The organism is Okeania sp. KiyG1 (genome assembly GCF_014132355.1).
In the GTDB taxonomy this organism is placed as follows: Bacteria; Cyanobacteriota; Cyanobacteriia; order Cyanobacteriales; family Microcoleaceae; genus Okeania.
The window spans coordinates 131,760-144,717 of sequence record NZ_BLZO01000093.1; the positions used below are offsets into that span (position 1 = coordinate 131,760).

Genomic DNA, 12,958 nt, shown 5'->3' on the forward strand with positions numbered 1-12,958 from the left:
TTCGCTGTAAGTTAGTATCCGAAAATAATGGAAAAAATGAGAAAAATAAAATATTTGGTATGCGCTATTTCTATTGCTATTTTTGTAATATCAATAATATTTATTTTACTTGCTTCTCCAATAATATTTCATTTGGTAGAGTGTCAAATAAACCCTATAAAAATGGATAACCGTAGCTCAATGGGTTTCTCTTGTAATTAGGATTTGCTGATTAATTCTTTTCTACTTAAAGGTAGAAGCTTTAAACTTTAATTATTCGGTAAGATTAAATCCTCTCCCTATCTCCTCTACATCCTATCTCCCCATCAAAATAAAAGGATGCTTTATAAACCGGATTTAATATCATAATATTATGCAACACCACTACTATAATTATTGAACTATCCATATAGCGTTTCCCAAGGTCGTGAGGTACAGTTATCTTTTTGTCTTTTTATATCATTTTCAGTAGAACAGTTATAATTAGGCTCATAGTTGGGCTTGAGCAATAATAGTAAGTATTGTAAGGGTTAAAGCCCAACTACAAACAAAAATTTTGTTATTAAGTAATTATCCGAACATGATATTATTCCCTGTTACCTGTTCCCTGTTCCCTCAAACCTACAATTTTGTACTTCAGCAGTATGGGAATTGCTATAGTAATTTAGATTCAGTTAAAGACTTGAGTATCCCTTATGAAACGACTAATTTCTATAATTATCAGTTTACTTATTCTGACAGCTATCTATTGGAAAATTGATTTTGCTGGACTGATAAAAGTATTCCAAAATTCTCACCTTGTATGGATGGTAATCAGTGTTAGTATGATAGCGCCATTGACAATGTTAACTGCTTGGCGGTTACAACAATTAATGCCAAAAAGAGGGAGTAAATCATCATCTTATTTAAATTTTGGAGAAGCAAATCAATTAATTTTAGCTGCCAGTGTTTTAAATATGATATTACCCTCAAAAATGGGAGATATTGTCAAAGCTTATTTTATGAAACAAAGAGGGCATTTAGAGGGGAGTTTATCTCTATCTCTAGTGATATTTGAAAAGGCTTGTGATTTAGTTTCTTTGTTAATCTGGTGTGCTTTTGGATTGATTGTTTATCCAGAAAAAGATTTATTATTTTGGGTGATGACTGCCGGAGTAACTTTAGGATTAATTATTGGATTATTATTATTATCTTCTCGCAAATTTACTAATATATTTTTTCAAATAACACGAAAAATAGCTCCGAAAAAAATCTATTCAAAAATTGATAGTTTAGAGCATTCTTGGATAGAAATGCACAGATATTTTTGGCACGACAAAGTACAATTAACCAAAATTGCTACTACTTCAATATTTATCTGGTTCGGACATTTATTACAAATTTGGTTTTTTACTCTAGCGTTAAATGTTTCGGTTCCACTTTTGGCAAGTTTAGCATTATCTCCCTTAGCAATTTTGGCTGGATTATTACCTTTAACTTTTGCTGGAGTTGGTACTCGTGATGCTGCTTTTATTCTGTTTTATCAACCTTATTTTTCTACAGAAGTTGGGGCGGCTTTAGGATTACTTTGTACATCCCGTTATGTATTACCAGCAATTGCTGGTTTACCATTTTTCGGACAATATTTAATTGCTATGGAAAAAAATTCAAGAATTTAGAATTTAGAATTTAGAATTTATAATTCAAGAATTTAGAATTTAGAATTTAGAATTTAGAATTTAGAATTACCTCTTCTTATAAATAATTAGGGCTTGCTGATTAAAGATCAAAGCATTGACTGATATTAGTTTCAGCCTTTTTTTGCCTTTAAAAAGTGTAAGCTTTTCGGTCGCTCAAGCTCAAAAAGCTAGTATTTTGGGGCGATTATGGCAGAACAATCTTGGGACAATTTTTCCGACTACCTCCTCTACAATTCCCATTTCTCCTGTCTTCCCCTCCTGGGAGCTAGGGGTGGGTTGTCTCCTGTCTCCTGTCTCCTACCCCTACTAAAAGACTTTTTCAGCAAACCCTAATTAAATAATTCTGGTTTAAAGCTTCCCCTTCTATAGTTTTATGATTCTGGCAGTCATTTTTCATAATTTTTTGGTCTCCTGAACCCTTATAGTTGTTAGGTTCCTTAAAAGTAAGCATTTCCTACGGAATGCTGCGCAAACAGCGGTCAGCTATCAGCTTTATTACCTTTAGTAGACAATTTAAGCTTGCTGTTCTTGTGCTTCAATTCTTTGTTTAAAAATGTTGTAGAAGTTAAGCAAATGCTTGCTTCATTCATTTTTATTGCTGAGAGCTGACCGCTAATAGCTGAATGCTTACCCTTAAAACGGTTTTCCTGAAGCTTTTGTATTTCAATAAAAGATACTAAATGGGTTCTATAAATTATTACTTTTGACTTTTGACTTTTGACTTTTGAATTCACTTAACTTTTGACTTTTGACTTTTGAATTTTGAATTAACATGGAAATTATTAGAAATAAAAAGTTTGGTTTACCAGATTTTAAGTTTTTCCTTGACAATCAAATACTGCCATATTTAATTATTGCTTTTGGGGTGGCTGTAAGGTTAGTTCAATATTTATCTAATCGTTCTCTTTGGGCAGATGAAGCGGTTTTGGCTTTGAATATTGTTAATCGTTCCTATTTAGAATTGCTCCAACCTTTGGATTATGACCAAGGTGCTCCAATTGGTTTTTTGATGGTAGAAAAATTGGCAGTTCAGATATTAGGGAATAATGAGTATGCTCTACGTTTATTTCCTTTTATTTGTGGCGTAGGTTCGTTGTTTATATTTTATGAATTAGCAAAAAAATGGATTCCTAAATCTGCTATTCCTATAGGTTTAATTTTGTTTGCCAGTTTGGAATATTTAGTCTACTATTCCGCAGAAGTAAAACAATATTCTAGTGATGTAGCGATCGCTCTCTTTTTATATCTACTATTACTACCTTTGGTTAAGGCAAAATTGAACTTTGGTCAAATGATTAGATTTGGTTTGCTCGGAGCGATCGCTATTTGGTTTTCTCATCCTTCTATCTTTATTTTGGCAAGTATTGGGGGTAGTGCTTTACTAATTAATTTTTGGCAGAAAGACCTGAGTAAAGTCAAAAATTTATTACTCATTTATTCAGCTTGGGTTTTCAGTTTTGTCATCTTTTATTTTGTGTCTTTGAGAAGTTTAACTGGCAACGAAACTCTCACAACTTCTTGGGGCGATGGTTTTCCTAGTTCCCCGTTTGATATTGTTTGGATGTTTGATGCTTTTGGCAAGTTTTTCTATAAACCTTTGGGTTTTAGTAAATGGATGGATGGGTTAGCTATTATCCTTTTTTTAGTAGGTTGTATTTCTTGTTGGTTGAGCAGAAAAGAAATTTTATTGCTATTACTTTCTCCATTATTTGTAACTTTTCTGGCATCCTTTTTACACCAATACCCATTTCGGAGTCGTCTAGTTTTATTTCTCACACCATTCGTAATTTTTCTCATCGCAGCAGGTGGAGGTTATATTCTGAGAAAACCTAAATTTCGACCGATAAAAATTATTGGGATTTTCTTGGTTATCTTATTGTTATATAAACCTTTATCAAAAGCTATTGATTTGATAGAAGACCCGATAACTTATTCAGAAATTAAGCCTGTGCTGAATTATATTCAAAAACATCAACAACCAGGGGATGTTTTGTATGTTTATCAACGAGGTATATATCAATTTCAGTATTATGCAGAAAAATATGGTTATCAAGAGGGGGATTATATTATTGGTGTGGATGATTTAGATAAATATGATGGTCAAGAATTATCAATTGCCGAAATGACAAGATATGAAAAAGATTTAGATAAATTGCGGGGGAATAAAAGAGTTTGGTTATTATTTTCTCATACTCATATTCCAGCAGAAAGGAGATTTTTAAATTATTATCTGAATGAAATTGGTTTGAGAATGGATACTTTTGAAAAGCCTGGGTCTTATGTATATTTATATGATTTAAGTTGAGGTCTGGCCTTAATTGGTTGTGATATTTTGTTTTTTTCGCAAATCATTTCTACAACCTGAAGGTTATAGCTGCCGCCACCATCCTCCGCCAACGCGTTTATATAGGAAGCAAAGCGGAAGGTCGTTCTATCACTCAGAAACGATACATTTTTTTTTGTTGAATAAAAAGTCATGCGCATGGGCGAGTTACCCCATTTAATACTTACGATATCACAAAAATGGTGAGGATGCAACCTTAAATCCTTTGACGCGCGATTTTTGAGCTTCATAAAATGAGGATGTTTGTGGTTCTCGAATGAAGAAGGATTAATGGCAAGATTTGACGAGGTAAAAGTCAGCATTTTATGAGAGCTATACAAGATGAACATCTTTCTGATATTGCTCTTGGAAAAAATTCCTGCATCAGAGCGATCGCGGAGCGGAAGGTCGTTCTATCACTCTGTTAGTAGGAAAAATAAGTTGAATAAAAAGTCATGCGTATGGGCGAGTTACCCCAGTTAATACTTACGATATCACAAAAATGGTGAGGATGCAACCTCAAATCTTTTGACGCGCGATTTTTGAGCTTCATAAAATGAGGATGTTTGTGGTTCTCGAATGAAGAAGGATTAATGGCAAGATTTGATGAGGGGAAAAATCTCACCTCTTTTCTGAAGATATCTAATCCCATAAATTCATAAATTCTACTTTTTCAAAGCTTTTTAAGGTCAATCCATTTTTCCTATTAAAGCAATTCCAATAAGTATGGTTTGCTGATTAAATATCAAAGCATTAACAGATAAAGTTTTGATAAATTTTAGGTCTTTAATTTGTAAGAAAAGCTTCAGAGAAAGTTTTGTTTTTTCAGTAGCTTTTTAACTATTCTCTAAACCTATTTTATCAGTAAAAATATCTGGTGTCGGTAAGGAGGGTATGGCCCACCAGGGATTATGTTGTTGTAACTCCTCCAATTTATAGGAACCAGTCGCAACAGCAATAGACCTAGCACCAATAGCATGGCAACAGTTTATATCATGGGGCGTATCTCCAATCACATAGACTTTTTCTAAATTAATTTCTCCTACTAATTCTTTAGCAATAGTTAACGCTTGACGGGCGATCGCTTTTCTATCTGCTACTGTATCTGAAAATCCACCCTGGGTAAAATTAAAATAATTATCTAAACCATAATGAGTAAGTTTTGCTTTTGCTCCTACAGAGGTATTTCCTGTTAGTAATAGAGAAATTACATCGTTACGGTGGGGGTGTAAGTAAGAGAGAATTTCTTTTACTCCCTGTAATACTACCCCTTGTTTTCTAGTGAGATTTTGAGGTAAATATTCACTATAAACTTGTAATAATTGGTCTATTTTGCCATCATTGGGAGTAATACCACCTAATTCTAAAATTTGAGCTGCTAGTGAGCGGTCTGTTGCTCCTGCTGTGTTGAGCTGTGATAAATCTATCTCTTTGCCAATTATTTCTCTAGCAGCATCTTCTAGGGCAAAAATACCTGCTCTACCAGTGGTTAATAATGTTCCGTCAATATCCCAAAATAGTATTGTAGTCATTTTGATTAGGGTAACTGGTTAATTTTTTAGAAATTAATAAATATTTCGTACTTTTAACTATTATTTTATCCTCAAAGTATTTTCTTTCTCACCCATTTACGAATATTCTATCTTTTCTTACTTTTAAATTTTTGAATTTTGCCTTTTGACATAATTTAGATAGCTTTTGTAGATATAGCAATCCTAAATGATTTGTGAAAAAAACTGTCCCCTAGAAAATACGGGATTACTAAATAAAGCGATAAAATCTAAATTTAGTCCAATATAGAATGCTTTTCTGTTAGTAGTTAAGCAATTACCATATATCACAATAACATAGTAAAAATATGGCTGAAGCAGGTTGTAAGCAAGGCAGACTTTGAATCTACACCGTTACTACAAAATCATGTATATCGAAAATCTTAAACAAATCTTAATCCCATCAAATACTCCAAAAACAAATCAGAAAATATTCTGGCTAATTCTCAGCTTAACTTTCGCAACAATATATAGTTTACTGGCACTTAAACAAGCATTTAGTGGAGAATATATTGTGCAAGATGATGCACGACAGCACGTTTTTTGGATGCGTCGTTTTTTAGACCCAGAATTATTTCCCAACGACTTAATTGCTGATTATTTTCAGTCTGTTGCACCATGGGGTTATAAAACTTTCTATTGGTTATTTTCCCAAATAGGAATAGACCCAATGTTCCTGAATAAATTATTACCATTACCTTTAAGTTTAATAACTGCTGCCTACTGTTTTGGAATTTGTTTTCAGATATTGCCCATACCTTTTGCTGGTTTTATTGCCTCAGTATTATTAAGTCAAAATATCTGGCTTCAAGATGACATAGTTTCTGGCACACCTAGAGCTTTTTTATATCCTTTATTTCTGGCAGTTTTATACTATTTATTACGCAAGTCATTAGTTCCATTTTTAGTAGCGATCGCCCTGTTGGGATTATTTTATCCTCAATACGTTATCCTGACTGCTTTGATTTTAATTATCAGACTTTTAAACTGGGAAAAAGGGCGGTTTTGTCTGAGTAAAAATTCACAAGATTATCTATTTAGTGCAGTAGGTTTAGGATTAAGTTTGTTAGTGATTTTATTTTATGCTTTAAATTCTAGTAATTATGAACCTGTAATTACAGCAGCTCAAGCAAGAATTTTGCCAGAATTTGGCCAAGCTGGTAGAGGTCCTTTTTTCTTACAAAATTTTTGGGATTTTTTCATCTTCGGCAGTCGTAGTGGCATTTTACCTCAAAAATTATTTCTGCCTCGCATATTAATACTTGGATTATTTTTGCCAATACTTTTTCAGAAGGAAGAAGGAAGAGGGAAGAAGGAAGAGGGAAGTAAGAAGAAGGAAGAAGGAGGAAGGAAGAAGGAAGAAGAAGAAATTTATAACTTTGATGGGGCAAAAAATTTTCTCAGAAGACTGCCTTTAATGAAACAAATAACACCGAATATTAAATTGTTAGTTCAGATTTTTTTTGCTGGTGTAGTTTTATTCGTGGCAGCTCATCTTTTATTATTCAAGTTACATTTACCAAGTCGTTACACAAATTATAGTTTTCGGATAATTTTAGCTATAGCAACTGCCGTTGTTTTGTGCATAATTTTAGATGCCGTATTTCAGTGGCTAATTCAACAGCCATCTGACAAAATTAGAAGATTTTCAGGATTAATTTTTATTGGATTTTTAGGGATTTTACTTATTGGTAATTTTAGCTTGTGGAAAAATCTTTATCACCTTAATTATCGAAGAGGTAAATCTCCAGAAGTTTATGAATTTTTTGCTCAACAACCAAAAGATATTCTCGTTGCTTCTCTCTCACAAGAGGTGGATTATATCCCTACATTTTCTCAACGTTCGGTATTGTTTGCTTGGGAATATGCTATTCCCTATCATCTCGGTTATTACAGTCAAATTAAACAACGAGCTACAGAATTTATTTTTGCTCAGTATCACTCAGATATTCAGTGGATGGAGAATTTTATCAATACTTATGAAATAGATTTTTTAATCTTAGACCGCAGAGCATTTATGCCAAAATATGTACTAAAAAATCGTTGGTTGAAGCAGTGGTATTTTCAGATAGGAAATCAAATTGAGATTAATCTGCAAAATGGAAATATTCCTGCCGTAGTTGGCACTATAGATAAATGTTCGGTTTTAGAAACAGAAAAATTATGGGTTTTGGAGGCGAAATGTATTTTGCTTGAATAAGTAAGAATGAAAAACTTAAGTTAGCAATCTCTTTTTTTGAGTTGATTGTTTGTCAAAATAATATGAAATACGAAAAATAATGCTATTGATGAATCTTCCTATCTTCCTATCTTTCCATCTCCTTATCCAATTATAGGTAGCAAACATTAACGTATTTCATATAAGACTTGAAAAATTGATTATTTCCCTATCCCCATAATCCAATAATTCCCATCTTGTGAAGGTTTTGAGATACTTTGTCGCTGCTGAGGAGATGTATTATTGATTAACAGATCTTTTATATCTTCAAGTAAGGTAAGAGCTTCAGCAAAATAACCATGTCCTAATAAAGTTACATCAATATTAGAAACTTCTACTGTATCTATTCCCTCAACAACTGTAATAGGAGGAAAAAAACCAACACGGGTATGCTCATGAATAATCGCTGATGCTTTTAGAGCTTTATCTTTAGATGAAACGTATAATGTGGTTCGTTCAGCTAATTGGTGATACGCAGAGGCCAAGTCTTTAAATAAGTCTGTATCTACATCAGGTGCAGCTAGAAAAATTTGTCCAAAGGCAATATCATTATCACTACTTGCTGTTTGAACTTGAGCGACAATTCGTTGCATTGCTCTGAGTAAACCTCGATTTCCCATACTATGAGCAATAATATGAATTTTCTCAATCTCGCTTTTTTGAGCTAGGTTTAGTAAAAATTCAGCAATATATTTTTCACTAGCTTGAATGGTTGCTTCATCCACTGTATAATCTGTTAGTTTTCCTTGTGAAGGCCAACTATAGAATGCCATAATTCCTGGTACTTGAAGATCGAAACCGATTTGTGCTGCCCTTAATGCTGCATCTTCAAAACTTACATTAAATCCATGAATAAAGACTAAAGCAGACCGTTCATCTATTTCATGTTCTTGTAATTCTTGATTCATATTAGCCCAAAACATTGCTTCATCTAAAATCTGCAAAGTTTCTGACTGTAGTTTGAGGCGATCGTCTGTTAAGGTTAATAATCTTTTCCACCAAGGAGACCCTGTAGAACCTATTTTATGGGATTTAGGAACAGCTACTTTACAAATACCATAGTTAAGCTTATTGTCTCTTTCTCCAGAAAATCCTTTGGAGATATCTTGTCTGTCTACAGCTTTTCTGTTTGTCCCAAACCAGAGAGGATATAGAGTCCCTTTGGCCGGGGCCGCCGAACCCGCTATTAACAATTCCTCTGGCGGTATCGCCATTGACGGTGGTCCCTCAAACTTTTCAGGTGTAACTAGATTGTCGTCTATCAGTAATTTTGGTGCATACTCTTCATAAACTTTTTGATTGATACTTTTAATGCTTTCGAGTAATTTATCAATTTCTCCATGTGTATTCACATAATCAATTAAAATTTGGATTTTTTGAAACTTTGTTTGTTCATTAGTAAATTGTCTTTGGATATTAGGAAAACTGTTCTTAACTAAGTCATCAAATTCTTCTGAAGTTAGAGCTTCGTTAATTAATTCCTGAATTACATTAAGATTGTACGACATACTCACTGATTTTTTATTGATTTTCTAAGTTTGACTAAGTTTTCTGATTCTATTAAAGTTACACTACTATATTATGGAAGCTTTGACTCGCCCCCAGAAATCGTTCATTCAATCCTTCATATTTTGCATTAATTTATAAATTCTGAATAGTCTGTATTGGCACTGCCTTTAAAACTTTAAATTAACAATAATCTCAGTTTTAGGACTTGTCTTAACTTTTTGAATAGTGCTTTGAATATTAATTAATTTCCTACGAAATGCTACGCAAACAGCTAAGTTTACTAATCAGCTCTTAAGTGGTGCAAAATATTTAATTATAACTATACCACTTAAACTATATTTTTTACAAATTAATTCATAATTTTTGACAAATCAATTCATACTTGAGAGAAGGTGGTGTCAAGCTCTGTCTATCTTGAAACCTTTAGAATAACAAAACAGTGAAAATCAGCACTCTAACTTCAATAGTTCAAATTTTTATCTTAGGCTTAATTTTTGGAATTTCCTATACTCAAGACCCTCTATATACCTCAAATCAACATACTAAATTTCTGCAAGGGTTAGCTCAAGCTAATTTAGGTTATTTAAACCAAGATTGGTTAGCTAATACACTCGACCCTTTACCCGCTTTTACTTTTTTAGTTCAAATTACTTATAATTACTTCCACGAAAACTTTTTCTACTTTTATTACATCCTTATCTTTGGCATCTATATTTACAGTCTGCTTGGCATTGCTTCAGTAATTTTCAAAATTAATACTTCCCGACTTAAACTACTAATTTATTTTCTCCTCCTCCTGACTATCCACTGTCTACAAATCAGAATATTTGACTTTAAAACTCATGTACATCTCCACTACGGTTTAGCCGAACAATATATTCTCGGTGACTATTTTCAACCCTGTACATTTGGAGTATTAATTATCTTTTCTATCTATGCCTTTCTGAGAAAAAAACCCTTTTTAGCAGTATTCGCTTTAGGGATAGCAGCAACTTTTCATCCTACATATCTTCCCAGTGCAGCTTTACTAACTTTAGCTTATCTGATTCTCACTTATAAAAATGAAAATCAGCTCAAAAAATCATTATTAATAGGTGTCGTTTCATTTATATTTGTATTACCAGTAGTCAGTTATATGACTATTACTTTTAGACCCACATCTCCAGAGCTTTTTCAAATTTCTGAAAGTTTACTTGTAAATCGAATTCCCCATCATTCCTTCCCCGATATTTGGTTAACTGAACCTGCCGCCCCCATTCAAATCTTAGTAGTAGCGATCGCTCTCTATCTTCTCCGCAAAACTCGATTATTTTTTATCTTATTTTTGCCCTTTGTCACAGCAACTATTCTGACAATAATTCAAATAGTTTCTGTCAGTAATACTTTGGCGTTTCTTACTCCTTGGCGAGTCTCCGCTTTTTTAGTTCCGATTTCTACTTGTATGATAAGTGCCTATATTGTGGCGGTTATTTTTGATAAGTATCATCCTCAAATCCTGAAATACAAAAAGCTGTTTGAAATTGGCACTTTAGTAGGAATATATCTATTCATCTTGTCAGGAGTAGGAATACAACTAGAAAAGCTAACTATTAATCAAAAAGATACGCCAATTATTATGGAATATGTCAAAGAAAATAAACAGGCAGGAGATATATATTTAGTTCCTTACGCTTCTGGGAAATTCGTTGATTTTAGAATTGCTACAGGTGCGCCAATATTTATTAATCTTAAATCTCATCCCTACAAAGATACAGAAGTTATTGAATGGCACAATAGATTATTAATGGCACAGCAATTTTATGATAATTCTGCCATAGCTAAATGTCAGACTTTGCAAAATTTAATTGATAAATATCAGATAACTCATATAATTATTGAAAATAATGATTCTATTCAATGTTCAGGAGTAGAAAAAACTTACATTGACAATTTATATAAGATGTATAAAGTTATTGAAAAATAGCTACTATTGAAAAATTTTGCTTCCCTTCTTCCTTTATATAAATTGTTGAAGAAGGAAAAAGCAAGAAGCAAGAAGCAAGAAGCAAGAAGCAAGAAGGAAAAAGGAAAAAGTGAATGGGGACTCAAACCCCAATCAATTGTAAACACCCTGTAGACGGCGGGATATTAAACCCAAAATAAAAAGAGAAACAACTAGCATTGACAAAATAATCCCTATTTGATAATTTTCAAAAAATTACTAACCAAAAAATGTTGAAAAGGGTCTAGATTAATCTAGGGAAAGCAAAAAAAAAGAATTATTTCCAGACAAAAAGTACAAGAAATCAGGCATAGTTAATAAATTCATAAAAATCATCATCACTACAGTTCTATTGAGTATTAAATTGGAGGTTTGAGTTATGAAAAAGCAGATTTTCAAGAACAGTATCGCAGAACAAACTTTGTTGAAGCTTTCTCAAATTGATTTGGTGGAAATTCCCAATCAAATTGAACCTAAAATCTACTACTTACCACCTTCTTTAATGCTACCCTTTCCTTGAGTATTAAATTGGAGGTTTGAGTTATGAAAAAGCAGATTTTCAAGAACAGTATCGCAGAACAAACTTTGTTGAAGCTTTCTCAAATTGATTTGGTGGAAATTCCCAATCAAATTGAACCTAAAATCTACTACTTACCACCTTCTTTAATGCTACCCTTTCCTTGAGTATTAAATTGGAGGTTTGAGTTATGAAAAAGCAGATTTTCAAGAACAGTATCGCAGAACAAACTTTGTTGAAGCTTTCTCAAATTGATTTGGTGGAAATTCCCAATCAAATTGAACCTAAAATCTACTACTTACCACCTTCTTTAATGCTACCCTTTCCTTGAGTATTAAATTGGAGGTTTGAGTTATGAAAAAGCAGATTTTCAAGAACAGTATCGCAGAACAAACTTTGTTGAAGCTTTCTCAAATTGATTTGGTGGAAATTCCCAATCAAATTGAACCTAAAATCTACTACTTACCACCTTCTTTAATGCTACCCTTTCCTTGAGTATTAAATTGGAGGTTTGAGTTATGAAAAAGCAGATTTTCAAGAACAGTATCGCAGAACAAACTTTGTTGAAACTTTCTCAAATTGATTTGGTGGAAATTCCCAATCAAATTGAACCTAAAATCTAGGACTTACCACCTTCTTTAATGCTACCCTTTCCTTGAGTATTCAATGGGAGGTTTGAGTTATGAAAAAGCAGATTTTCAAGAACAGTATCGCAGAACAAACTTTGTTGAAACTTTCTCAAATTGATTTGGTGGAAATTCCCAATCAAATTGAACCTAAAATCTAGGACTTACCACCTTCTTTAATGCTACCCTTTCCTTGAGTATTCAATGGGAGGTTTGAGTTATGAAAAAGCAGATTTTCAAGAACAGTATCGCAGAACAAACTTTGTTGAAACTTTCTCAAATTGATTTGGTGGAAATTCCCAATCAAATTGAACCTAAAATCTAGGACTTACCACCTTCTTTAATGCTACCCTTTCCTTGAGTATTCAATGGGAGGTTTGAGTTATGAAAAAGCAGATTTTCAAGAACAGTATTGCAGAGCAAACCCTGTTGAAGCTTTCTCAAATTGATTTGGTGGAAATTCCCAATCAAATTGAACCTAAAATCTACGACTTACCACCTTCTTTAATGCTACCCTTTCCTTGAGTATTCAATTGGAGGTTTGTGTTATGAAAAAGCAGATTTTCAAGAACAGTA

Annotated in this window: 13 protein-coding genes; 10 read left to right on the forward strand and 3 right to left on the reverse strand. The window is 32.9% G+C overall.

The annotated features are described in order from the left end of the window. Positions 1-674: 674 nt before the first annotated feature. Entirely contained in the window at positions 675-1,637 is a 963-nt protein-coding gene (locus SAGCYANO_RS22465) for a lysylphosphatidylglycerol synthase transmembrane domain-containing protein (protein WP_202222107.1), read from the forward strand. A gap of 500 nt (positions 1,638-2,137) precedes the next feature. Here the strand turns inward: SAGCYANO_RS22465 and SAGCYANO_RS45340 are convergent, their stop codons facing one another. After that, positions 2,138-2,392, reverse strand: a complete 255-nt coding sequence (locus tag SAGCYANO_RS45340; protein ID WP_237396523.1) for a hypothetical protein — start codon at positions 2,390-2,392, stop codon at positions 2,138-2,140. 38 nt (positions 2,393-2,430) lie between these two features. Here SAGCYANO_RS45340 and SAGCYANO_RS22470 point away from each other — a divergent pair, with 38 nt between their 5' ends. Beyond that, complete coding sequence (locus SAGCYANO_RS22470; RefSeq protein ID WP_202222108.1) at positions 2,431-3,963, forward strand: glycosyltransferase family 39 protein; 1,533 nt, start codon at positions 2,431-2,433, stop codon at positions 3,961-3,963. Between the two features lie 854 nt (positions 3,964-4,817). Here SAGCYANO_RS22470 and SAGCYANO_RS22475 read toward each other — a convergent pair. Next, complete coding sequence (locus tag SAGCYANO_RS22475; protein ID WP_202222109.1) at positions 4,818-5,513, reverse strand: HAD family hydrolase; 696 nt, start codon at positions 5,511-5,513, stop codon at positions 4,818-4,820. 358 nt (positions 5,514-5,871) lie between these two features. On the opposite strand from SAGCYANO_RS22475, the gene SAGCYANO_RS22480 reads away from it, so the two are divergent. Further along, positions 5,872-7,731 (forward strand): hypothetical protein, encoded by a 1,860-nt coding sequence (locus SAGCYANO_RS22480; RefSeq protein WP_237396524.1) that lies wholly within the window; start codon positions 5,872-5,874, stop codon positions 7,729-7,731. Between the two features lie 179 nt (positions 7,732-7,910). Here the strand turns inward: SAGCYANO_RS22480 and SAGCYANO_RS22485 are convergent, their stop codons facing one another. Continuing rightward, positions 7,911-9,257, reverse strand: coding sequence for an alpha/beta hydrolase (locus SAGCYANO_RS22485; protein WP_202222111.1), 1,347 nt, complete (start codon positions 9,255-9,257; stop codon positions 7,911-7,913). A gap of 440 nt (positions 9,258-9,697) precedes the next feature. Between SAGCYANO_RS22485 and SAGCYANO_RS22490 the strand changes: the two genes are divergently transcribed. The 7 genes from SAGCYANO_RS22490 (at position 9,698) to SAGCYANO_RS22520 (ending at position 12,907) form a co-directional block, all read left to right on the forward strand. Continuing rightward, a complete protein-coding gene (locus tag SAGCYANO_RS22490; protein ID WP_202222112.1) occupies positions 9,698-11,221 on the forward strand; it encodes a DUF6798 domain-containing protein in 1,524 nt (507 codons plus the stop codon). A gap of 6 nt (positions 11,222-11,227) precedes the next feature. Beyond that, the gene (locus SAGCYANO_RS22495) at positions 11,228-11,374 is read left to right on the forward strand and encodes a hypothetical protein (RefSeq protein ID WP_202222113.1); all 147 of its coding nucleotides are present in this window, start codon (positions 11,228-11,230) and stop codon (positions 11,372-11,374) included. Positions 11,375-11,618: 244 nt separating this feature from the next. Then, positions 11,619-11,759, forward strand: coding sequence for a hypothetical protein (locus SAGCYANO_RS22500; RefSeq protein ID WP_202222114.1), 141 nt, complete (start codon positions 11,619-11,621; stop codon positions 11,757-11,759). Positions 11,760-11,782: 23 nt separating this feature from the next. After that, positions 11,783-11,923 (forward strand): hypothetical protein, encoded by a 141-nt coding sequence (locus SAGCYANO_RS22505; RefSeq protein ID WP_202222114.1) that lies wholly within the window; start codon positions 11,783-11,785, stop codon positions 11,921-11,923. A gap of 23 nt (positions 11,924-11,946) precedes the next feature. Beyond that, on the forward strand, positions 11,947-12,087 hold the full coding sequence (locus tag SAGCYANO_RS22510) for a hypothetical protein (protein ID WP_202222114.1): 141 nt from the start codon (positions 11,947-11,949) through the stop codon (positions 12,085-12,087). A 23-nt stretch (positions 12,088-12,110) separates the two neighbouring features. Next, a complete protein-coding gene (locus tag SAGCYANO_RS22515) occupies positions 12,111-12,251 on the forward strand; it encodes a hypothetical protein (protein WP_202222114.1) in 141 nt (46 codons plus the stop codon). 515 nt (positions 12,252-12,766) lie between these two features. Beyond that, on the forward strand, positions 12,767-12,907 hold the full coding sequence (locus SAGCYANO_RS22520) for a hypothetical protein (protein ID WP_202222115.1): 141 nt from the start codon (positions 12,767-12,769) through the stop codon (positions 12,905-12,907). Positions 12,908-12,958 lie beyond the last annotated feature (51 nt).